Here is a 21,172-nt window from a genome sequence, read left to right as displayed (position 1 = left end):
AAGGCGAAATAATGGTACCGCGGCACTCCGTGATCTTGACCCAACTCATCGGGCTGGTCGCCGCCGTCCTCGTCGGCGGCACCCTGGCCTGGGTGCTGCACGTGCGCTCGGTGGGGGCTCAGCTCGACGCACAAGCCTCGGCGGCTCCGGGACTCCTGGCGACCACCGACAACCCGCGACACGCCATCGCCCTCCTGTCGCGCTCCGGGATCGATGCGCGCTTCGTGCCGCGGACCGGGATGCCGCCGCCGGGCCCCATGCCCTTCGGCCCATTACCGCCCCACGTGCACGCGAACTGGTTCGCCCACACCGTCGCCATGATCGCGCACATCCCACCGCACGTCGTGACGGCGGGCGGTCGCAGCATCGTCCTGATAGCCTCCCCGGAGGCGCTCGCGCAGTGGTTTCTCGCCGACGTCGCGATCTGCGCGTGCGCGATCGCAATTCTCTTCTTTAACGCGATACGCTCGTACGGCGTTGCAACGCACGCCGTCGCGCGCGCGCTGGCCGAACGCGAGGCGGCTGCGGCCGAATACCAGCGTTTCCTCGCCGACGCCGGACACGAGCTCCGCACGCCGTTGACGATCCTTTCAGGTTACATCGACGTACTAGGCGGCTTCGCGCACGACGAACAACAGGAGCGCGTACTGCGGGGCATGCGTTCCGCATCGAATCGCATGCGCGGGCTGGTCGAAAAGATGCTGCTGCTCTCTCGGTTGGAATCGACCGAAAGAGCGCCGAACCTGGTCTCGGTAGCCGAGGTCAGCGACGAAGTGGCGCAAGACATGCTGTCGCAGCACCCGAACCGGCAGATCGTGCTCAAGTGCGATGTGAAGGCACGCGTCCGCATCGACGAAGACGACCTCTACGAAGCCGAACGGAACTTGCTCGAAAATGCGCTGCGTTATGCGCCGGATTCGCCGGTACGAGTGGAAGCGAGCGTACGCGACGGCGCGGTCGAAATCGCGGTAATCGATCAGGGACCGGGTATTCCCAAAGACGAGCAAGAGATGGTTTTCGAACGTTTTTATCGCGGTCGCGGCAACGACGGACAAGAGGGGACGGGCCTCGGTCTAGCGATCGTGCGCCGCGTGGTCGACCGCTGGAACGGCAGCGTGGCGCTCGAATCCAACGATAACGGAACGCGGGCGATTCTGCGCTTCCCCAGCGCGGCCGAAGCGTGAGCAAACCGCGCGTTCTCGTGATCGACGACGAACCCGAGCTGCGCGGCGTGCTGGATCTGGGATTGACGCAGCATGGTTTCGAGGTGCAAGCCGCGGCCGACGGTCAGGCGGCGCTCGCCATTCTGAAATCCGGCTGGCGTCCCGATGCCATCGTCATGGACGTGATGATGCCGAAGGTCGACGGCATGACGCTCATTCCGATGGTGCGGCGCTTGACTGAGGCGCCGATTTTGATGCTGAGCGCGCGCAAGGAAGTGCCCGATAAAATCGCCGCGCTGACAGCCGGCGCCGACGACTATCTCGGCAAGCCATTCGATCTCGGCGAGCTGGCCGCGCGGCTGCACTCGCGGTTACGGCGCCCGCAACTGTCCAAACCACAGATGATCGCACACGGCGACATCATGATGGATTTGGAGCGGCGCGAAGTGACGCGCGGCGAGATCGCGGTCGCGTTGACCACGCGCGAGTTCGACCTACTGGCGACGCTGCTGCGCGAACCGGGACGCGTTTTTACGCGCGAACAACTCATCGACCGCGTCTGGGGCAACGACGCGGCCGTGGAGCCCAACGTGGTGGAAACCTACGTTTCCTACTTGCGAACGAAACTGGACGAGCCGGATAAGCCGTCGCTCATCAAGACGGTCCGGCGCGTGGGCTACACCATTAGATAAGCGCTTCGTCGAAGTTGTTGAGGATGTCGGCGGGGTCGTCGTAGATTGCGTCGGCGCCTTTGAGATCTTCGTCGTTCCATCCGCCGCAACGAACGGCGATGCAGCGAATGCCGGCTCGCCGGGACGCTTCGACGTCGTAGGGCGTGTCGCCGATATAGATTGCTTTCGTACGATCGACTCTCGCCTTCTTCAGCGCAGCGTGCATCACGTCGGCGTCGGGTTTCGATCGATCGACGTCGTCGGAAGTCACTTCGGTATCGAACTGATCGGCTACGTGCGCGACGTCGAGGAGAACCGCTAACTCCTTACGCTTGGCCGACGTGGCTACCACGCGCTTGATGCCCGCGCTTGCGAAGCGCTCCAGGAGGTCGCGACCGCCGGGTGTCGGCGGCAATGCGCGCACATACTCATCGAGGAATATTTGCAAGTGCAATGCCGAGATCGATTTTCCCGGCTCGGTGTCGGGCGAAAGCGTTGCGTCGATGGTTGCGAGAATCTTATCGCCGCCCATCCCGACCAGCCGGCGCAGCCGCGTTTCCGAAACGTCGAAACCGTACCGCGCGAAGGCCCGCTCCCACGCGCGCGCGTGAGCGTCGTTACTGACTAGCAGCGTCCCGTCGACGTCGACGAGCGCGGCTTCGATGGCACCGTTTGCAGGCATGGCGGGTCTTTACCCCTTCCGGCACTAACGACACAGACCAATGGTAAGCAAGGGCGTACTGACCGGTCGCTTGCGGGCTTATGCGTACGGCGTCGTCACGACGACGCTCTTCCTTACCCTCGCGGTCACCGAGAGTCTGACCGAGAGTTTCATCTCGGCGCATTCGCGTACGGCCGGGACGATCGTCGCAATCGTCATCATCGTCGTACTCGCTCTGGCTTTTCGACCTTTTCACCGGTGGGTCGACGAATCGATCGAAGCGGCTTTCACGCGGCGGCGGCGCGAAGCGCGCGCCGCCCTAGCCCGGCTGCGTAAGGAACTCACGTCGTTCAACGACGTGCAGCAAGTGCTGCGGCGCGTCGTCGAAGCGGTCGATCATCAGATGGGTACCGACGGGTCGGCGATCTATCTGCGGCACGGGTCGTACGACGTCGAAGCCTCGACGTTCGACGTGGCGGTGACCTGCGTCGAGCCCGACGACGCTCTCGTCATTCGTTTGCGATCGTCGGCCGCGCCGGCCGATCCCCGAGCGCTGGAGTCGGCGGCACTCGGTGAGCTGGCGTTTCCGATGATGGCCGCCGGCGATCTCGTCGGCTTCTTGACGCTCGCGCCGAAACACGTCGAAATCGACGCTGAAGATCGGCACGCGCTTGGGGAGCTAGCCGAGTCGGCAGGCATCGCATTGCTGGCGCTCGATGCGCGATTGCGCGCGCAAGCTACGCGCCGGCTCTCGATGCGGCCGAACAATCTGCCGCGTCAATCGACCAGCTTCGTCGGGCGTCAAGACGACGTCGCCGCCGTTTGCGAGCTCGTACGCAAGAACCCGCTGGTCACTATCGCCGGCGCGGGCGGCATGGGCAAGACGCGTCTGGCCTTGCAAGTCGCGACGACGCTGTTGGACGAGACGACTGAAGGCGCGTGGTTCGTCGACCTCGCGCCAATTGGCGACGGCCGGCTGGTAGCAAGTGCCATTCTCTCGGCGCTCGACGCCGATCAGAGCGGCGAAGCCGACCCGCTCGAGCGCGTGGTAAAATTTCTCGCACCGCGCGCGTTGCTGCTCGTCCTTGACAACTCCGAACATCTCATCGCCGATATCGCGCGCGTCGTCGACGCGATCGTCAAGCAGTGCCCGAATGTCAACGTACTCGCTACGAGCCGCGAGCCTTTGGGAACCGGCGGCGAGGTGGTGCATCGTCTGTCGTCACTCGACGACGCGACCGCAATGCAGCTCTTCGCCGAGCGCGGGCGCGCCGTGAACGCTCGCTTCGAAATCACCGATACGAATCGAGCCACCGTTGCCGACATTTGCTCGCATCTCGGCGGCATTGCGCTGGCCATCGAACTCGCCGCGGCGCGAGTGCGCAGTATCTCGGTCGAGGAGTTGTCGCACCGGCTGCAGCTGAGGATCCTGGGCAGCGGCGGGCGCGAGCCCTTGGTACGCCATCAGACGATGCATGCACTGATCGATTGGAGTTACGACCTGCTCTCCCCGGTCGAACAGCGGCTTTTTATGCAGCTCTCGCCGTTCATCGGCGGTGTTTCGCTCGAAACGGCGATGGCGACGTATTGCTGTGACGACCTCGACGATCTCGAACTGCTGGACTTGATTACGTCGCTGGTCGATAAGTCGCTCTTCGTTGCCGACGTCAGCGAGACGACCCAGCGCTATCGGTTTTTGGAACCAATCCGCCACTACGCACTGGAGCGGCTCGAAAAGAGCGGCGAAGCGGGCGACGTGATGTTGCGATATGCGCGAACCTTCGCGGCATTTGCCGATGCGGCGTACGAGGAATTCGATACCGGGCCAAAGGACGATTGGCTGGAGCGGAACGAACGCGAACTCGACAATGTGCGCGCATCGCTGCGATGGGCTCTCAACGGCGGGAACGAACCTGAGGTCGCCGCACGCCTTGCCGGCGGATTCGGCGTGGTATTTCTCCGGCTAACCTTATTGCAAGAAGGCATTGATTGGGGCCACCACGTTCTAAGGAGCGACGCGTCGCTAACGCCGGCAATTGAAGCAAGGCTACAGTACGTACTCTCGATGCTTAACAACAACCAAGGCCACTATAGTGAGTCGCTGAAGTCCTCACGAAAGGCTCTGACCTCGTACCGTCGCGCGAACGACCAGCGCGGCATCGTACGATCGCTTTCACAGGTAGCGCAACAACTCCAAAACACCGGTGAGTCCCACGAAGCGCTCGTTACGGGTGAGGAGGCGGTTGATGCGGCTCGGCGCATAGACGATCGCGCGCTGCTTGCCTTCGTCCTGGGTCGGTGCGGGAATGCCCTCGGATCGGGCCACATTCGAGACGCTCGTGAACGGTATGCGGAAGCGGCGCAGATTTTTAGGGAGCTCGATCGCGAGGCCGATCGCTCCAACGTTCTCTACTGGTGGGCCGACTCTGAATGCAAGGTCGAAAACTTCTCCGAGGCGGCGCGCCTCATCGAGGACGCTTTACCAACGATAAAGGCTAATGCGAAAGTTCCGGCGACCATCTTGGCCTCGGCGATTTACTGGGCGCTCGACGATGTCGATAAAGCGGCGCCAACCACCCGAACGGCGCTTTTACTAGCCCGTGAAACCGGCGACTCGCTGATCGTTGCTTATGCTTTGACCTGGGCGGCCGTACTCGCGGCGCAGAGCGACGCGTGTCAAGCGGCTAGGTTGTTCGGATACGCCGACAAACAGCGCAGGGATCTTGACTGGCCCTGCGATCGCTATGAACTGAAACTATGGCAAGACACTCAGAACGAGCTTCGAGCTAAACTCGGCACCGATCGATACGTCGCGTTTTTAGCGGAAGGCGCCGGTTGGGACCTTGATCGAGCCCTTTCCGCCGCCACCGTCTACTAGCACGCTTTAGGCAGGTTGCGCGGCCGGAGTCCATCCGCAAGGGGCTTCGCCACGACGTAATAGCACTGTTCCTTCGCCGAGAACGAGCCTTTTTGTCCGGGCGCGCAGTTGTTGAACGCCTTATACGAGCCGTTCAGTGTGTACGTCTTGCGGTCGAACTTGGCCGAGATCGCTAACGTGCACGGCGGCGTGCCGGTGAGTAACGCCACCGCGTTGCCGTCGATCTTCTTCATGCTGCTTGCGTCGAGCGCCACCGCGCTCGAGACCTTCGTCGTCCCTTTACCGAACGTGAGCTGCATCGAGCCTCCGGCTTGACCGCCGACGACTTGCGACAACTGAAAATCGGCTTTCCCCTTGCCCAAAACGCTGTCGGTAACGCTTCCTTTGAACTCGCCGGCAACGCCGTCGATCCCCGGCGGCGCGTTCGGCGCGAGCAACGCATCGCCGGCACCCGAACCGGTGCCGGCCGGATTGGTTGCGGAGCTTCCGGCGCAGCCGCCGAGCGCAAATGCCAGAGCCAAACCTACCGTAAGTAGCCTCGTTATCTTTTTCATTTGGGTACTATCAGACGAAGGCGAGTTTATTCCTACTCGCCTTGGGGTACAAGCCAGCGTCTATGCGCCCGTACGTCTTGGGAGAAAACGCCTACGTCGTCCTCGACGGCGATCTCGACATCTCGCGCAAAACCGAGGTGCTCGCGGCACTTCCTGAAGCCAGCGTGCTGCGAAACGTGGTGATCAATCTTACGCGCGTCTCCTACATCGACTCGTTTATGCTCGGTTCGCTGGTTCAGTTTCGCGCAAACTTCATCGCAGGCGGTGGAACGCCCGAAAATCTCATGCTCGTGCTCCCGCGGGGGGGCATTCTCGAGCGCACCTTCGAGCTGACCGGCTTGAACAAACTGTTTTGCATAGCCTCGCTCGAGGCCGCGCCGCGCGTCGAAGAGGTACCTAGCGGCGTTACGCGATAAGCGCGGGCGTCAACAGCCTCAACTTGCGTTCGCTTTCGGAGCGGGGAGCCGCGGTGAGGACGACCATGCGGATGTCTCCGTCGCCGGGAATCTCGAACGCGGTATAGTCGAGGATCAACTCGCCAAGCTCCGGATGGAGATAGCGCTTGAGCCCTTCGGCAGCACCCATGACGTCGTGCTGCGCCCAGAGCTCGCGAAACTCCGGTGACGTGGCGCGCAGTTCCTCGATAAGTTCGATAAACTGCGAATCGTTGGAATACTTCGCCGCGACGCTGCGAAAGTTTGCAACGGCGCGTCGCTTCATGCATTGCGGATCGCCGAGGCGATAGGGCATTTCCGGATCGCAAAAGAGGCGCCAGATAATGTTTCGCGCTTTACCGGTAGAGCTCGAAAAATCTGACAGCGCGTCGGCGGACCGATTGTAAGCAAGTACGTCCCAACGGCGCCCGCGGATATACGCCGGACAGGGGTTGAGGGCTTCGAGCGTGCGCAGTACCAACTCGCTCACGCTCTCGTCGCCGTGGGCGGCAATCGCGAGCGGAACCCCGGCGAGCAGGTGCAGGTGACGCCGCTCCTCAGACGTGAGACGCAGCGCGCGTGAAATACCGTCGAGCACGTCGGCCGAGACGTTGATCGGCAAGCCTTGCTCGAGACGCGTGTACCACGTCGTGCCGATGTTGGCGAGCAGCGCCACTTCTTCGCGGCGCAGCCCCGGCGTGCGGCGTCGCGCGCCGTCGGCCAAACCGACGTCGGACGGCACAATTTTGGCGCGCCGGGTCCGGAGAAAATCGCTGAGTTCTAGACGGCGTTCGTCGGTCGAGTGCATGGCGGTCCTCGTGAGGCTGGCCCTGCCAGTGCTAGGATAATGCAGGTCCTAGTCATAGTATGACACAGACGCTAGACTAGGATCAAGCCCCGGGCAACCGCGGCCGCACACCTACAGAGGTAGACCGCACAAACCCCATGACAGTTGCCGAGAGAACCGCCGTCGCCGGCGTTATCCCCGCACGCCCGAAAGCAACCGTTCCGGCTCAACACCCTCACGATGACAGCCGTACGCGGACGCTCGTCGTCGCTGGCGTGATGATGGCAGCGCTGCTGCAGACCGTCGATCTGACGATCGTCAACGTCGCGCTGCCGACGATTCAGGGAAATCTCGGCGCGACGGTCGACGAGGGCACGTGGGTGCTCACCGGTTACGTGATCGCCAACGTCGTCGTGATTCCGCTGACGCCTTGGCTGCAACTGAGATTCGGAAGAAAGAATTATTTTCTCGCGTCGATCGCGGGATTCACAGTCGCGTCTCTGTTGTGCGGACTAGCGTCGTCGCTGATGGCGCTGATTCTCTTTCGGATCGTGCAGGGCGCGTTCGGCGGCGGACTGCTCGCGACGGCGCAGGTGATTCTGCGCGACACGTTTCCACCGGAGAAACTGGGATTGAGCCAGTCGATCTTCGCGCTGGGAACGATTCTCGGACCGTCGATCGGCCCGACCATCGGCGGTGTCCTCGTCGACAATCTGTCGTGGCCGTGGGTCTTCGACGTGAACCTCGTGCCGGGCGCTTTGGCATTCATTATTTTGGCGCGCTATTTGCGCGATAAGGCCAAGCCGCAGCGCGCACCGGTCGATGCGACCGGCATCGCCCTGCTCGTCGTGGCCGTAAGCTGTCTACAGTACGTGCTCGATCAAGGGCAGCACGACGATTGGTTTTCGGACGCGTCGATTCAGATCTGCACGGTGCTTGCGACGACGGCAACCGCAGCCTTCATTTGGTGGGAGCTGCGCGTCGCACAGCCGATCGTCGACTTGCGCGTGATGCGAACGCCGGCCGTCGCCGCGGCGCTGGCAATCGCCGGCGCGTACGCTGCCGTCATCTTTCCGAGCCTTCTTCTGCTGCCGCAGTTTACGGTCGAGAACCTGGGATTTACGAGCACGCTCGCCGGCGTCTTAATCGGCGTGCGTGCACTTCCGGTGTTATTCTTGACGATTCCGGTGGGACGGCTCACGAGCAATCCACGATTGGATTTACGCTGGCCGATCGGCATCGGGTTAGCCATGGCGGGTCTGGGATCGCTATGGCTGGCAAGCGGCGTGACGACGACCAGCGACATCGGGACGTTCGTCGCGCCGCTGCTCTTCATCGGCGTCGGCGCGGCATTCGTGTACTCGCCGCTGCTGGTCGCAACGATGCGCGCGGTCGCGCCGGAGGCGGCGGCCAAAGCGTCGTCGTTTATCGTCCTCTTCTTCCAACTCGGCGGATCGATCTCATCGGCCTCGATCGTGGCGCTCTTGGATCGCCGCCTCCAGTTTCATCAGACCGTGTTGGCGGCGGAAACGACGCTCTCGCGACTGCCCGTGGCCAATTTTTTACAGCACGCGAGTCCGGCCGCGCTGGCAGCGGCCGTCGCCGAGCAAGCCGCAGCGCTCGCGTACGCCGACGCATTTCTCGTTACCGGCGCATTAGCGCTGCTCATCACCCCCGGCGTGCTCTTGCTGGCACGCAAACGAGCTTAGGAGTAGAACAGTGGATTACGAAGCCGCATGTGACCGCATCTGCGACAACATCGCGAACCTATTGCTAGCCGTGGGGCGCCCGTCACCGCGGGCAACCTTCGCGGCCGCGCGGGCAACGCGGGGAATCGCCGACGCCCTACATCACGCCGCGGGCCTCCCCGAGGACAAACGGTGGTACGACGCGTTGACGAATCTCGAGACGTTCGTCAACATCTACGACGTCGAGCCGCGTCCGGTTGGATCGACGGCGCTAGCCGAGCTGCGTTCGTTTCTCGGCGAGAACTAGAGCACGTCCAAGGATTTGAGACGCACCAGATCCTCGACGGTCGGGTGCGCGATGCCATGAGCCTGCACCTTGCGAACGAAGGCCGCGTCGATTCGGAGCGCGCGCAGTTCCACGAGTTGGTGCGACGAGAGATTCGTGTAGCCGACGGACGCGAGCGTTTTCACGTAGGCCAGGTCGACGTTGAGGGCTTTGAGCGAGATGATCTCGCGCGCGGTGTTGACGTTGATCCCGACGGAATGGAGATCGTCGACGTAGGCAGGATCGGCGTTGAGGGCCCGCATCGCGATGAGATCTTCAAACGACGGCTTCTCGATGCCGGTCTGCGCAAGACCGTCAACGAAAGCGTTGGAAAGGTCGACCGTCGCAGCCGATGCGAGTTGTTCGAGGCTGGGATCGTAACCGCGCGCGTTCATCTTCGCAATATAATCCGCGCTCGGCGCGAACGTCACCGTGCCGCCGCCCCGGCCGTCGGCTATCCAGCCGTCGCACGCAAACGAACCTGCGTCGCGTGCAATCGTAAAGCGCACGTGACGTCCCGAGGCCGCGAGCTGCTGTTGCGTGAGACCGATTGCGGAGGGAGTGTAATCGGAACCGCTGCGGCTATGTGAGTGTCCCGCCGGGTCGTCGATGGTCAGATCGAAGTAGAATTTTCCGGCGGAAGCTGCGGGCGAAATCGCCCAAGTTCCGGTCAGATCGGCCGCGCTTGCGCTACCGTACGTTGCCAAGGCGAGCACCGACGCTAACGCGACGAAGGCAAACCGTTGGCAAGTCATAATATCCCGCTGACCTTCAGACGAATGAGTTGCTCGATGCTGAGGTTGTGAAACCCGTGCGCGTTAGCGCGCTCGATGAAATCGGCATCGATTCCCAGCGCGCGCAGGCGCGCCGCATCGTCGACCGATAAGCTGGGATAGACGCGCTTCATCTGATCGATGTACGATGGCGTCACGCCGAGCGCGCGCAGGCGGCAAAGCTGCTCGACGTCCACTGCACCAAAATGTTGGCGTATATCCCGAACGAAGTCGGGCTGCACGTCAAGTGCCCGCATTTGCGTGAGCTCTCGAACCGTCGGATGCTGCAGGCCGGCGCTTTCTAGCCCGCGGATGTAATCGGCGGTAACGCCGAGAGATCTGAGCTGGATGAGCTCATCGACGGTAAGGTTCGTATACCCGGCCGCCGCCAGTTCGTCGATATACGCGGGCGAATTCGCGGCGACGACCATCGACGTTCGCGTCGCGGTCTTTGCGGCGGTGCGTACGGCAGGTTTTGCAGCCGGGGGCGCCGTCGGTGCGACGATCGTAGGCGTGGCTGCGGGCTCGGTCGCGGCGGCGGTCGCTTTTGCGACTGCATTGAGGGCTATTGACGGTACTTGAGGCTTCGCCTGAGACCGGCGGACAGTGTGGCGCGCGACGAGTGCTCGATGGAAAACGGGAGCGGTCGAAGATTGCCCCGGTGCCGCCACCGTGTAGGCGAACGACGGTGAGACAAACGCGGCGCCGATACCTAACGCACCTAGTGCCGCAATGACAATGCCGGTCGGTCCGAGCGACGTACGGACGCGCACGTCGCGCTGCGCGGTGAGCAACCGTTCGATGCGTACCGACATCGCGCGGCGCGTCAAAAACGCACCCGGCGCCGACATCGCACGGTACGGCCACACTGCCGACTCAACCACTTTTGCAAGGCAGTTGGCGTACGGCAAAGGGTCGTTCTGCTGCAGTACCCAGTCGTCGCACGCGACTTCCCGCTCGAGATCGAGTTGCGCGACAAGCCATGCGATGCCCGGATTGAAGAACAGCAGTGCGGACGCAAGACGCTCGACGGCATTGATCCAATCGTCGGCGCGGCGCAAGTGTGCGAGCTCGTGCAGCACGATGCGATCGACGTCGGCCGGTTCGAGCTCTTCGAGAAACCGCTCCGGAATGAGAATCATCGCGTCGAAGAGGCCGACCGCGATGGGAATCGCAATCTCACCCGAGCGGCACAGGCGTACCGTGCGCGAGCCCTTGGTTGCCGCACTCCAGCGCGTGAGCTGGGCGCGATACTCGACCGCGACCGGCAACGCGTCCTTCTTGAGCCGCTCGAGGTGCCAGAGACTGACGATCAAGCGGACGAGGACGAAGAGGGCGCCGAGCAGCCACAGGACGACGATCGCAACGGCGATCGAGCGCGGCAGCGCGATATTCGCGCGCGGGGGCGCGGTAACGGCCGGCGTTGCTTGACGCGACGGTACGGTAATCGCGGATGCCTTCGGCGATAACGTTCGCGCGCTGGGCGGCGGTTCGTGCGCGCTTGCCGCAACCGGAGCCGCGGCTGGATGCATTGTCGTCACGACGGCGGTCGCGACCGGTAGAACGAGGCTTGCGAGCAGCGCGGCGACGAGCACGGAATGGCGCGTCGTGGCGTTGCCGTTGGGCATCGCGCGCAGCGCAATCCACGCCACGATGGCCAGGAGTGCGGCTTCCCACAAACCGTTGAAGAGAACGGCGATGATAAAACGAACGGCGGTGTCCGCGGCGGGCGTCATGGCGCCTCCTCCTCATAGCGCGCAATCAGCGCTTTGATCGATGCGAGCTCTTCGGCGTTCGGTTTTTCCTCGGCCATCAAACGAACAGCGAGCGCGGTTTTGCTGTCGGCAAAAAACGAGCGCAGAACGTCGCCGACCGCTGAGGTCGCCGCGTCGTCGCGCTCGATACAGGGATAGTAGACGTGCGCTCGCCCATCGGGCTTGCGCCGCACGATGCCCTTTTGCTCGAGGATCCGCAGCATGGTCAACACCGTCGTGTAGGCTAAGGGCGGCGGCGGCAACGCTGCTACAACGTCGGCCACCGTGCCGTTGCGACACTGCCACAGTACTTCCATGACGCGCAGTTCCGCCTTGGTGAGAGTCTTGAGCTTCTTTCCGGGCATGCAATCCTCGCTCGAACTACTAAAGGTTTAGTAGATTCTAGCCCTTCCCGGCCGGCTTGTCAACTAAGAGTTTAGTAGATGTCTAGTCTACGGGTCCGCTGTCGGGAACCGCGCGCATGATCTGGTGCGCGAGCGCGTTAGGGTCCTGGCCGCTCGGCAACTGAACGGCGATACGAGGATAACGCTCACCGCGCGTCTCGATCACGAGGCAATCACCGTCGCCGACATCGACGAAAATCAGTCCTTGCGGATTGGCAAAGACGCCCATCGTCTTCAAAAGCCCGAAGTTGGTGCCTCTGAGGTCGTATTGCAGCTCGAGGTCCTCGAAATCGCTGACGTACGCGTTGGTAACGTGCGCTAACGGAATATGAAAGGATCCATGAAACGCAAGAAGGGAGTCCATCAGCGACAGTTTGATGTTCAGCGTTCCGTCGTCGATCGTTACGGTAGCCAAGATTTTCTCCTAGGGAGGCCGTCAGCAGCCACATACCCTGAGATTTTGAAAGACCGGCGACGCATCCTTTGGAAAGCGCGTACGTCACAATTCATACGCTCTTAACGTTTATCCCATACAATGGCTGGCATGCGCGTCGAGGCCGCGTCGGTTGAGATTCTCTACGAGGCGGCTCGTAAGGCACGCGATCTCTGCGACGCGCCGTCCCTGGAGCGCCTGTCGCAAATCATGCTCGCTCACGGAAACGCGGGCAACGCGAAGTTGTTGGCCGACGGCGAGATGTTCTACGCCTTCGGTTTGCTGTTGCGCGGGGATTCGGCTCACGCGCACGTCGCGCTCGATGCCGCCGCCGCAGTATTCGACACGCTTGCCGATCGGGACGGCCAAGGCGCCGTTGCATCGATTCGAGCAACGCTCGCGTTTCATTTAGACGGCGACCGCGAAGCGACTCGACGCTACTGCGAGCGCTGTTTGTCGCTGGCCGAAGCGAGCAGCGATCCACACTATGCCGGCATGGCGTTCGCAAATCTCGGGGAGATTGCCGTGCTCGAAGGCGACTATCACGCGGCGCTTCGCCACGAGTCCGATGCCATCGCAATCTTTCACGAGCTCGGCGATCGCGGGCGCGTCGGGTGGCAACTCTCGTCGATGGCGCACGTGCATTTGCTGCGGCGCGATATGCCGGCCTTTCGGGCGGCCATGGAGGAAGCGTTTGCCGAGCTCGATGGTGAGCGGACGCCGCGATTCCTCGCTCGCTATTTCGACGTCTGCTTTCTGGGAGCGGCGCGCTTGCAGCGCTGGGCCGAGGCAGCGACGATCGCGGGGTTCATCGGCCGGCTCCGCGACGACGCGAACGAAACCCGGTTGCAGGGTCTCTTGCCGTGGATCTCCGGGTCGACGGAAAGACTTTCACAGAACGTGCCAGAACCGCGGCTGACCGAACTGCTGCGCGAAGGCGAAAACCTCTCGGTGGAGGACGCCCAAGAACTGGCGATGCGAACCTTCGCGGCGTAACGGCCTGGAAGGTTGTCATCTTGAAGAACGGTCTCATTCCTCGCGACGTGCTCTTCGGAAACGCGGAGCGCAGTCAAGCGCGCATCTCACCCGACGGCACGATGCTCGCGTACCTCGCCCCGAGCGACGGCAAGATGAGCGTCTGGGTGCGCACGATCGGAAGAGACGACGATCGTCTCGTCGCCCACGATCCGGCGCGTCCGATTCCGTGGATTGCCTGGCAAGCCGACGGCCAACACGTACTCTTCCTTCAAGACAGCGGTGGCAATGAGAACTACCACCTGTTCCAGGTGGGCCTCGACGGAGGCCAGGCGCGAGAGCTGACGCCAGGCGAGAACGTGCGCTGCACTCCACTGGCGATCGATCACCGCTTTCCTTTTGAAGCGCTCGTCTCGCTCAACGAACGCAATCCGGCACTGTTCGATATTTGCCGCATCGACTTTCGCACCGGATCGCTGACGACGGAAGCGGAAAACCCCGGCGACGTCATCGCCTGGCTGGCCGATCATACGTTTGCCGTGCGCGCCGCGGTCGCACAGACTCCCGACGGGTCGACCGAGATTCGCGTGCGCGATGACGCCGGCGGCCAGTGGCGCGTCCTCGATACGATTGCGTCGTCGGATTCGATTCCGGACCTTGTGGCGTTCTCACCGGATAACCGCTCGCTCTACGCGATCAGTGCAAAGGACGCTAACGCCAGCCGTCTCGTGAAATACGATCTGACCGCTGGTACGTACGATGCCGTTTTAGAAGATCCGCGCTACGACGTGGCCGGCGTCTATACCGATCCATCGACGTACGCCGTGGTTGCCGCCGCGGTCCTGCGCGAGCGCTTGGGATGGACGGTTCTCGACGCGCAATATCAGCCTACGTTCGAAGCGTTGGGGGCGCTGCACGACGGCGACTTCACGATCGACGACAGCAGCGCCGACGGCAACACGCTGATCGTCCACTACCGCAGCGATGTCGGTCCGACGCACTACTACGCATTCGATCGGCGCGCCGCCCAAGCAACGCTGCTCTTTGTGGATCGGCCGCGGCTGTTCGATTACACGCTGGCGCCGATGCGGCCGATCGCGTTTGAAGCGCGCGACGGCTTGCGCATCGAGGGCTATCTCACGTTGCCCTTAGGCGTTGAGCCGCACAACCTGCCGACGATCCTGTTCGTGCACGGCGGCCCATGGCATCGCGACCGCTGGGGCTACGACGAGATGGCGCAGTGGCTGGCCAATCGCGGCTATGCCGTGCTGCAGGTGAACTTTCGCGGCTCGACGGGTTACGGCAAGGCGTTTCTCAATGCCGGCAATCGGGAATGGGCCGGGGCGATGCGAACCGACCTCATCGACGCCCGCGAGTGGGCAGTCGCGCAGGGTTTCGCCGATCCCGATCGCTTCGCGATTTTCGGCGGCAGCTACGGGGGATACGCAGTGCTCGCGGCGCTCACGTTTACGCCCGATGCGTTTACGTGCGGCGTCGACGTGGTCGGCCCGTCGAATCTCAATACCCTTCTCGAAACGATTCCGCCGTATTGGGAGCCGATGCGGCGCGTGTTTTACGAGCGCATGGGCGAGGATCCGGAGTTTCTCAACTCGCAGTCTCCGTTGTTTCGCGCGAAGGACATTCGCGTGCCGCTTTTAGTCGCGCAAGGCGCGAACGATCCGCGGGTCAAGCAAACCGAGAGCGATCAACTCGTGGGCGCGATGCGCGAGAACCAAATCCCCGTGACGTACATCGTCTTCGACAACGAGGGGCATGGGTTCGCCAATCCGGAAAACAACAAGCGCTTTACGGCGCTGGCCGAGCGGTTCTTCGCGCAGACGCTCGGCGGCAAGCTCCAGCCGCCTCAACCCGACGAGGACTTCGAACCTTTCCTGCGCTAGAAGCTCCCCATGAAGCGTTTCGCTTTCCTCGCGAGTGCGGGGGCGTGCGTCGCGGCCGCGGGCGCGCGCGTCGCGGTTGCTGCGGCCGAATCCGACATCGCGCTGCAAACGCCGAGCGGCACGATCTACGGAACGCTCGCGTTGCCGGCGAAGCTGCCCGCGCCGGTCGTGCTGATCGTTGCCGGATCGGGGCCCGTCGACCGGAACGGAAATGCCGGCATGCTGCAGACGAATACCTACTCGTTACTCGCGAGGGCCCTCGCGCAGCGCGGCATCGCATCGGTTCGTTACGATAAGCGCGGCGTAGGCGCCAGCGCCATGCCGGCAACGTTGGAAAAGGATCTCCGAGTCGAGACGTATGCCGACGACGTCGCGGCCTGGGTGCGACAGTTGACTTCCGACAAACGGTTTTCGCGGACGATCGTCGCGGGTCACAGCGAAGGATCGCTCCTCGGCATCTTGGCCCTGCAGCAAGCAAAAGCAAACGCATTCGTGAGTTTGGAGGGCGCCGGCCGTCCCATCGGCGTCGTGCTCGACGAACAGCTCAAGAAACGCCTCTCACCCGATCTCGACAAGAAAGCCGAAGCCGTGGTCGCCCAGCTCGAGCAGGGCAAAACCGTAGCCGATCCGCCGCCTGAGCTCTTAGCGCTGTTCCGTCCATCGGTTCAGCCTTACTTCATCTCGCTCATGAAATACGAGCCCGCCAAGGAGATCGCAAAGCTCACGGTGCCGGTGACTATCGTACAGGGTACCGCGGACGCGCAAGTGACGATGGACGACGCGAACGCGCTCAAAGGCGGCGCTCCGAGCGCAAAACTGGTGGTGGTGCAAGGAATGAACCACGTCTTGAAGCACGCGCCGGATACGTCGTCGCAAGCGGCGATTGCCGCCGGCTACACCGATCCGTCGTTGCCGATCGAACCGCAAGTCGTCGACGCCATCGTAGCCGCATCGCAGTAGCTTCGTGCCCGAGCTGCCCGATATTGCGGCGTACATTACCGCACTGCAGGAACGAATCGCCGGTCAGACGCTGACCGGGGTCGCGATCGCCAAGCCGTTCGTGCTGCGCACGATCGATCCGCCGATCTCCGCACTGGTGGGACGTAACGTACGCGAGCTGCGTCGCATCGGCAAACGAATCGCCATCGGATTCGACGACGACCTTTGGATCGTGATTCACCTCATGATAGCGGGGCGGCTGCAGTGGCGAGGTTTGAGTGCGAATCTCGCCGCAAATCGAACGACGCTGGCGTCGCTGACGTTTGGAAACGGCACGCTGGTGCTGACCGAAGCCGGAGCCAAGCGACGCGCGTCGATGCACGTCGTACGCGGCGAAGCGGCGCTAGCAGCGATCGATCCCGGCGGCATCGAGCCGCTCGACGTCGATTTCACGACGTTTCGGACGGCGCTTTCGGCCGAGAACCACACACTCAAACGCACGCTCACGGACCCGCATATCATCAGCGGCATCGGCAACGCGTACTCCGACGAAATTCTTCACGCGGCCAAGCTGTCGCCGATCGCGATGACGCAAAAGCTCGACGACGAACAGTGGCGGCGCTTATACGACGCGACGCAGGCGACGCTGCACCTGTGGATCGATCGTTTCCGGGCCGAGACGAAATCGGGGTTCCCGACCGGCGTTACCGCGTTTCGCGAAGGCATGGCGGTGCACGGCCGATACCGCGAACCGTGTCCCATCTGTGGAGAGCCGGTGGCGCGCATCCGTTACGCCGACAACGAAACCAACTATTGCCCGCAGTGTCAGACCGGCGGCAAGCTGCTTGCCGACCGCGCGTTATCCCGATTGCTCAAACGTGGATAATACCGCCATGGATACCGACGTCATCGTTATCGGCGCCGGCGCGGCCGGGCTCAACGCGGCGCGTAAGCTCGGCGAACGATCGCTGCGCGCGATCGTGCTGGAAGCGCGCGATCGCATGGGCGGCCGCGTCCTGTGGAAAAACGTGCCCGGCGGGTCGACGCCGGCGGAGTTGGGTGCGGAGTTCATTCATGGTTCCGCCGCGGAGACGTTCGAGCTCCTGCGCGCCGCCGGGTCCGGCCCGCAGCCGCTTGCCGACGAGTCCTGGAGCTTTCGGAACGGGCGGCTCGAGCGCGACAGCGACGACTTCGGATCGTGGGCGGCGATCTTCGAGCGCGCGGCAGACATCGATCCCGATCGCACCGTCGACGAGTTTTTGGCGCAGTTCGCCGGCGACGCCTCGATGCGCGAAGACGTCGAATCGGCGCGCGCGTTCGTCGAGGGATTCGATGCGGCCGATCCCGCGATCGCAAGCGTGCGCAGCATCGCGCAGGAGTGGACGTCAGGCACGGACGAAACCGCCGCGCGGCCACGCGGCGGTTATGCACCGATGTTCGCGTATTTGCAGCGCGCTTGTGAGACGCACAAAGTCGAGGTGCGACTATCTACGCTCGTGCGGCGCGTCTCCTGGCGACGCGGTGAGGTAACCGTTGACGGGCTGCGTGCGCGCGCGGCGATCGTGACCGTTCCGGCCGGCCTCGTGAACGCGATCGACTTCGATCCGCCGCTTCCCGCCGCAAAGGACGACGCGCTGCGCTACATCGAGTCGGGAAACGTGGTGAAAGTTGCGATGTGGTTTCGCACGGCGTTTTGGGAACGCGCCGACGGCGGACGCTATCGAGACAGCGGCTTCTTCCGCGGGATCGACACGCCGTTCGTTGCGTATTGGACGCAGGTGCCCGAACGCAGCCGGCTGATCGTCGCGTGGGCCGGAGGGCCCAAAGCCGACGCGCTGCAGGGTATCGCCGAGAGCCGCCTCGTCGAGCTCGCCGCGCGCAATTTTGGCGAGATGTTTGGCGTCGATGCGTTCGTCGAACTCGAAGGCGCGGCCGTCCACGATTGGGCGAAGGACCCGTTTGCCCGCGGCGCTTACAGCTACGTGCGCGTCGGCGGCGCGCACGCGCGTGCGGCCTTGGCGGAACCGCTCGAGGATGCGCTTTTTTTTGCGGGCGAAGCCACCTCGACTAACGGCCAAGGCGGCACCGTCAATGGCGCTTTGGGTTCCGGAGAACGCGCGGCAGCAGAGGCAACCGCAACGTTGGCCGCCAAGCGGACGTAATGGGCGAAAGCGTTTCTTCGCAACTAAGCGCTTGGTCGACGTTTTATGTCATGATAGCGACGTCGGCGGCGACGCTCACCGGCCTCGTGTTCGTCGTGATCACGCTCGTGCGCGACAGTCGCACGACGCTGCCCGACGAAGAAGGGCTCGCGACCTTTACGACGCCCATCGTGATTCATTTCGGGGCTGCGCTGTACGTTGCCGCCGTTTTCATCGTACCGTGGCGCGCGTACGGCGGGGTCGCGGTTCTCGTCGGCCTGTGCGGAGTCTACGGCGTCGCGTTTATGTTACGTGTCGTACTGCGGACGCTGCGTCTTGGCTCCGACACGTACGTACCCGACGCCGAAGACTGGATCTGGTACAACTTCGTCCCACTGCTGTCGTATTTGACGATTCTCGGCGGCGCGATCGCGCTGCCGCACGCCGCGCTGCAGGCGCTTTTCGCAATCGCAGGAGGAGTACTGCTGCTCCTCTTCACCGGAATTCGCAATGCGTGGGACGTCGTCACCTATCTCGCGATAAGAAGTCTCAAGGATTAAGGAAGGAGCATCAACATGCGCAACCCCTTTGCGGTTCTGCCGTCCGTTCTCTTGACCGCTTCGCTATGTACGGCCATCGCTCGCGCCGACGCCAAAGGCGACGTGCTGGCGGCAGCACAAAACTTCGGCGCCCAAAAATCGGTGCACGCAACCATCACGACCAATGGCGATACCTTTTCGGTCGACATGGTCGAACCGAACAAGGTCCGCGGCACTACCTCCCAAGGGATCCAGTTCGTCATGATCGGGTCCAACACGTGGGTGAATATGGGCGGCAGTTGGCACGCCTATCCTGCCGGAGCGAACTCGGTGAAAACACAGATGGCCCTCGCTCGCGGAAGCGAGTTCCAAAAAAGCATCCTCAGCGAATGTCGAATGAGCGACAATGGAATGTCCACCGCCAACGGGGTGCCCGCGCACAAATACCACGTGGTGTGTAATGCGAGCGCTACGGACGTGTGGATTGCAAACGGGCTTCCGGTGAAGATGCTCGACGGCGGCACGACGATCGTGTGGTCGAACTTTAACGGCGTCACGGACATCAAGCCGCCGATGTAGCGCCGCTAGGGCGGACAGGCTAGACTCGCTCCGTTATTGGCAATCTCGACGCTGACGATTTGCGCGGCGGGATCGCTCGGCGGATTGATGTCGACGTTCTTGTAGTAAGGGTTGTTGAAGTTCGTACAGATGGGCAGCGGAGGCGATACCCACGTCGTGTCGGTTGCGCCGCCGACGCCCATCGAATCGACGAAGATCATCTGGCCTTGCGCATTGGCCTGCGTAACGAACGCGTTGAACAGCCAGGTCTTCGCATACGGCGACGGCGTGGAGTTACGAAACAGCGACCGCGAGACCGTTATGGTGAACTCCGTTCCGGTACCGTTGCTGTTTGGGAGGTACTCCAGCTGCTGCGGCGTCGTTCCCAAAAACAGCGGGTACGGCGAACTGACGACCGTCGTGCTCTTCCTCCACTGCACGGCCTGCGCCGCCGTAGCTCCGTTTGCGCCACCCGCCAGGACTGCGTCGGAGAACGCAGTCCAGTTATTTTGTTGGGGATTCGTCAGCGGCGATATGCCGCTGCCGCTAGTGTTGAAGACGATCCAGTACCGATATGTCGAAAAATTGAATGGCGCCGCCACGTCGAATTTGATCGTCATGAAGCCGGGATTCGCGCCGCCGGCGCCCAGATTAGGCGGGTTCGGCGTTACCTGTCGCCCGCACGCGGCCAGCGCCGCCGCCATGCCTACAAGTAAAGCAAATAGGAACTTGGGCATACTTGGCAGCTTAGCGAGCCGGGTTGGGAGGCGGCTGACCCCAATTGGACGGTTTGGGGACGGGTGAAGCGCCATGCTCGAGGCGGCTACACTCGGAGGAACTCGAACCGATGCGAACGTTCATTGCTGGTTTTATGTGCCTAATGGCCCTGTCTTCGCTGCCCGCCTGCGGTGCCGCTCGCGACGCGCAGCAAAATCCGCAGGCCGCATCAAAAGATGCAACCGATCACATCGCGATTTACGTGACGCCGTTCTATAACTCGGCCGGACCAATCGTGCGGGTAGGCCAGTACAGCGCAGGATTGGCGTCGCACGACGAACGCGACGTCGTTGCGACGATTCGGCGCATGAAGCAGCACTGGTCGTCCCTGCGCTTCTACGAGCTCTATGTCGGCGCGATTCGCCTGTACGACTTGGGCTATCGCAACGAGGCCGTCTACTGGTTCTACACGGCGCAGTATCGCGGCCGGCTGTTCGGGATGCTCGCCGACGAAAAGCGTTTGGGTTCCATCGGCGATACCGGGTTCGAACTCTTCCACGCGCAGAATGCCTTTTTCGAGCTCAGCGGACCGGCGATCAACGGCTATGCCTTCGGCGACGTCGATCGGCTCGCCGGCGTGCTGATGCGCGTCGAACGCGAGAATAGCGCGGTTCCCGAATTGCACTCACTCTATCCGGGGGTCGCGTTCGTTGCGCGCAGCCAGTGGCCGGGAAAGAACGCCGGTCTGTCGGCAGGCCTGGGCGGGCTGGCTTCATCCCTGGGCGCGCAGAAAGCGCAAATCGCGGCGCAGCGCGAGCAAAACGGTGCCGCGGCGCGCTATGCAAAGCTAACGAGCAAGGACTTGCCCACATTATAA

General features: G+C 62.8%; 22 protein-coding genes. 14 read left to right on the top strand and 8 right to left on the bottom strand.

The features are described 5' to 3' along the window. Positions 1-11 precede the first annotated feature (11 nt). Both VGG89_16115 and VGG89_16110 read left to right on the top strand, forming a co-directional pair. Positions 12-1,184, top strand: a complete 1,173-nt coding sequence (locus VGG89_16115; GenBank protein ID HEY1978077.1) for a HAMP domain-containing sensor histidine kinase — start codon at positions 12-14, stop codon at positions 1,182-1,184. Continuing rightward, positions 1,181-1,855, top strand: a complete 675-nt coding sequence (locus VGG89_16110; GenBank protein ID HEY1978076.1) for a response regulator transcription factor — start codon at positions 1,181-1,183, stop codon at positions 1,853-1,855. The genes VGG89_16115 and VGG89_16110 overlap by 4 nt, the downstream gene beginning before the upstream one ends. Here the strand turns inward: VGG89_16110 and VGG89_16105 are convergent. Next, on the bottom strand, positions 1,848-2,516 hold the full coding sequence (locus tag VGG89_16105) for an HAD family hydrolase (GenBank protein ID HEY1978075.1): 669 nt from the start codon (positions 2,514-2,516) through the stop codon (positions 1,848-1,850). The genes VGG89_16110 and VGG89_16105 overlap by 8 nt on opposite strands. 40 nt (positions 2,517-2,556) lie before the next feature. Here VGG89_16105 and VGG89_16100 point away from each other — a divergent pair, with 40 nt between their 5' ends. Next, complete coding sequence (locus VGG89_16100; GenBank protein ID HEY1978074.1) at positions 2,557-5,373, top strand: GAF domain-containing protein; 2,817 nt, start codon at positions 2,557-2,559, stop codon at positions 5,371-5,373. Here the strand turns inward: VGG89_16100 and VGG89_16095 are convergent. Next, entirely contained in the window at positions 5,370-5,927 is a 558-nt protein-coding gene (locus VGG89_16095; GenBank protein HEY1978073.1) for a hypothetical protein, read from the bottom strand. The genes VGG89_16100 and VGG89_16095 overlap by 4 nt on opposite strands. A 62-nt stretch (positions 5,928-5,989) precedes the next feature. On the opposite strand from VGG89_16095, the gene VGG89_16090 reads away from it, so the two are divergent. Then, positions 5,990-6,343 carry an STAS domain-containing protein gene (locus tag VGG89_16090; protein HEY1978072.1) on the top strand — a complete coding sequence of 118 codons (354 nt, stop codon included), beginning with the start codon at positions 5,990-5,992 and terminating at the stop codon, positions 6,341-6,343. Here VGG89_16090 and VGG89_16085 read toward each other — a convergent pair. After that, positions 6,333-7,169, bottom strand: coding sequence for a helix-turn-helix transcriptional regulator (locus VGG89_16085; protein HEY1978071.1), 837 nt, complete (start codon positions 7,167-7,169; stop codon positions 6,333-6,335). The two genes, VGG89_16090 and VGG89_16085, sit on opposite strands and share 11 nt — an antisense overlap. Before the next feature lie 137 nt (positions 7,170-7,306). Between VGG89_16085 and VGG89_16080 the strand changes: the two genes are divergently transcribed. Together VGG89_16080 and VGG89_16075 are read left to right on the top strand one after the other, a co-directional pair. Beyond that, the gene (locus VGG89_16080) at positions 7,307-8,857 is read left to right on the top strand and encodes a DHA2 family efflux MFS transporter permease subunit (GenBank protein ID HEY1978070.1); all 1,551 of its coding nucleotides are present in this window, start codon (positions 7,307-7,309) and stop codon (positions 8,855-8,857) included. Positions 8,858-8,867: 10 nt separating this feature from the next. Then, entirely contained in the window at positions 8,868-9,143 is a 276-nt protein-coding gene (locus VGG89_16075) for a hypothetical protein (GenBank protein HEY1978069.1), read from the top strand. Here VGG89_16075 and VGG89_16070 read toward each other — a convergent pair. From VGG89_16070 to VGG89_16055, 4 genes are all read right to left on the bottom strand, one after another. Further along, positions 9,140-9,916: a hypothetical protein gene (locus tag VGG89_16070; GenBank protein ID HEY1978068.1), complete on the bottom strand. Its 777-nt coding sequence runs from the start codon at positions 9,914-9,916 to the stop codon at positions 9,140-9,142. The genes VGG89_16075 and VGG89_16070 overlap by 4 nt on opposite strands. Continuing rightward, positions 9,913-11,670: a M56 family metallopeptidase gene (locus VGG89_16065; protein ID HEY1978067.1), complete on the bottom strand. Its 1,758-nt coding sequence runs from the start codon at positions 11,668-11,670 to the stop codon at positions 9,913-9,915. The genes VGG89_16070 and VGG89_16065 overlap by 4 nt, the downstream gene beginning before the upstream one ends. Further along, positions 11,667-12,053 (bottom strand): BlaI/MecI/CopY family transcriptional regulator, encoded by a 387-nt coding sequence (locus VGG89_16060; GenBank protein HEY1978066.1) that lies wholly within the window; start codon positions 12,051-12,053, stop codon positions 11,667-11,669. Before VGG89_16060 ends, VGG89_16065 begins: the two co-directional genes overlap by 4 nt. 82 nt (positions 12,054-12,135) lie before the next feature. Further along, the gene (locus VGG89_16055; GenBank protein ID HEY1978065.1) at positions 12,136-12,507 is read right to left on the bottom strand and encodes a hypothetical protein; all 372 of its coding nucleotides are present in this window, start codon (positions 12,505-12,507) and stop codon (positions 12,136-12,138) included. Positions 12,508-12,636: 129 nt separating this feature from the next. Here VGG89_16055 and VGG89_16050 point away from each other — a divergent pair, with 129 nt between their 5' ends. The 7 genes from VGG89_16050 to VGG89_16020 are packed head-to-tail and all read left to right on the top strand — an operon-like array spanning position 12,637 to position 19,599. Continuing rightward, positions 12,637-13,521, top strand: a complete 885-nt coding sequence (locus tag VGG89_16050; protein HEY1978064.1) for a hypothetical protein — start codon at positions 12,637-12,639, stop codon at positions 13,519-13,521. 20 nt (positions 13,522-13,541) lie between these two features. After that, complete coding sequence (locus VGG89_16045) at positions 13,542-15,401, top strand: S9 family peptidase (protein HEY1978063.1); 1,860 nt, start codon at positions 13,542-13,544, stop codon at positions 15,399-15,401. A 9-nt stretch (positions 15,402-15,410) separates the two neighbouring features. Further along, positions 15,411-16,361: an alpha/beta fold hydrolase gene (locus VGG89_16040; GenBank protein HEY1978062.1), complete on the top strand. Its 951-nt coding sequence runs from the start codon at positions 15,411-15,413 to the stop codon at positions 16,359-16,361. A 4-nt stretch (positions 16,362-16,365) separates the two neighbouring features. After that, positions 16,366-17,226: a DNA-formamidopyrimidine glycosylase family protein gene (locus VGG89_16035; GenBank protein HEY1978061.1), complete on the top strand. Its 861-nt coding sequence runs from the start codon at positions 16,366-16,368 to the stop codon at positions 17,224-17,226. Between the two features lie 7 nt (positions 17,227-17,233). After that, positions 17,234-18,502 (top strand): NAD(P)/FAD-dependent oxidoreductase, encoded by a 1,269-nt coding sequence (locus VGG89_16030; protein ID HEY1978060.1) that lies wholly within the window; start codon positions 17,234-17,236, stop codon positions 18,500-18,502. Between the two features lie 50 nt (positions 18,503-18,552). Continuing rightward, complete coding sequence (locus VGG89_16025; protein ID HEY1978059.1) at positions 18,553-19,041, top strand: hypothetical protein; 489 nt, start codon at positions 18,553-18,555, stop codon at positions 19,039-19,041. Positions 19,042-19,056: 15 nt separating this feature from the next. Continuing rightward, positions 19,057-19,599, top strand: a complete 543-nt coding sequence (locus tag VGG89_16020; protein HEY1978058.1) for a hypothetical protein — start codon at positions 19,057-19,059, stop codon at positions 19,597-19,599. Positions 19,600-19,604: 5 nt separating this feature from the next. Here VGG89_16020 and VGG89_16015 read toward each other — a convergent pair whose 3' ends face one another. Continuing rightward, on the bottom strand, positions 19,605-20,315 hold the full coding sequence (locus VGG89_16015; GenBank protein ID HEY1978057.1) for a hypothetical protein: 711 nt from the start codon (positions 20,313-20,315) through the stop codon (positions 19,605-19,607). A gap of 143 nt (positions 20,316-20,458) precedes the next feature. Between VGG89_16015 and VGG89_16010 the strand changes: the two genes are divergently transcribed. Continuing rightward, a complete protein-coding gene (locus VGG89_16010; GenBank protein ID HEY1978056.1) occupies positions 20,459-21,172 on the top strand; it encodes a hypothetical protein in 714 nt (237 codons plus the stop codon).

This window comes from Candidatus Baltobacteraceae bacterium (assembly GCA_036488875.1).
In the GTDB taxonomy this organism is placed as follows: domain Bacteria; phylum Vulcanimicrobiota; class Vulcanimicrobiia; order Vulcanimicrobiales; family Vulcanimicrobiaceae; genus JAFAHZ01.
The sequence above is the reverse complement of the archived record's forward strand: the minus strand, read 5'-3'. Positions and strand labels throughout refer to the sequence as shown.

What these genes read in the sequence shown, in the direction of transcription:
- VGG89_16115 (HEY1978077.1), top strand. Translation starts at nt 12, where the DNA reads ATGGTACCGCGGCACTCCGTGATCTTGACCCAACTCATCGGGCTGGTC.
- VGG89_16105 (HEY1978075.1), bottom strand. Translation starts at nt 2,516, where the DNA reads ATGCCTGCAAACGGTGCCATCGAAGCCGCGCTCGTCGACGTCGACGGG.
- VGG89_16100 (HEY1978074.1), top strand. Translation starts at nt 2,557, where the DNA reads ATGGTAAGCAAGGGCGTACTGACCGGTCGCTTGCGGGCTTATGCGTAC.
- VGG89_16095 (HEY1978073.1), bottom strand. Translation starts at nt 5,927, where the DNA reads ATGAAAAAGATAACGAGGCTACTTACGGTAGGTTTGGCTCTGGCATTT.
- VGG89_16090 (HEY1978072.1), top strand. Translation starts at nt 5,990, where the DNA reads ATGCGCCCGTACGTCTTGGGAGAAAACGCCTACGTCGTCCTCGACGGC.
- VGG89_16085 (HEY1978071.1), bottom strand. Translation starts at nt 7,169, where the DNA reads ATGCACTCGACCGACGAACGCCGTCTAGAACTCAGCGATTTTCTCCGG.
- VGG89_16080 (HEY1978070.1), top strand. Translation starts at nt 7,307, where the DNA reads ATGACAGTTGCCGAGAGAACCGCCGTCGCCGGCGTTATCCCCGCACGC.
- VGG89_16070 (HEY1978068.1), bottom strand. Translation starts at nt 9,916, where the DNA reads ATGACTTGCCAACGGTTTGCCTTCGTCGCGTTAGCGTCGGTGCTCGCC.
- VGG89_16065 (HEY1978067.1), bottom strand. Translation starts at nt 11,670, where the DNA reads ATGACGCCCGCCGCGGACACCGCCGTTCGTTTTATCATCGCCGTTCTC.
- VGG89_16060 (HEY1978066.1), bottom strand. Translation starts at nt 12,053, where the DNA reads ATGCCCGGAAAGAAGCTCAAGACTCTCACCAAGGCGGAACTGCGCGTC.
- VGG89_16050 (HEY1978064.1), top strand. Translation starts at nt 12,637, where the DNA reads ATGCGCGTCGAGGCCGCGTCGGTTGAGATTCTCTACGAGGCGGCTCGT.
- VGG89_16040 (HEY1978062.1), top strand. Translation starts at nt 15,411, where the DNA reads ATGAAGCGTTTCGCTTTCCTCGCGAGTGCGGGGGCGTGCGTCGCGGCC.
- VGG89_16030 (HEY1978060.1), top strand. Translation starts at nt 17,234, where the DNA reads ATGGATACCGACGTCATCGTTATCGGCGCCGGCGCGGCCGGGCTCAAC.
- VGG89_16025 (HEY1978059.1), top strand. Translation starts at nt 18,553, where the DNA reads ATGATAGCGACGTCGGCGGCGACGCTCACCGGCCTCGTGTTCGTCGTG.
- VGG89_16020 (HEY1978058.1), top strand. Translation starts at nt 19,057, where the DNA reads ATGCGCAACCCCTTTGCGGTTCTGCCGTCCGTTCTCTTGACCGCTTCG.
- VGG89_16015 (HEY1978057.1), bottom strand. Translation starts at nt 20,315, where the DNA reads ATGCCCAAGTTCCTATTTGCTTTACTTGTAGGCATGGCGGCGGCGCTG.
- VGG89_16010 (HEY1978056.1), top strand. Translation starts at nt 20,459, where the DNA reads ATGGCCCTGTCTTCGCTGCCCGCCTGCGGTGCCGCTCGCGACGCGCAG.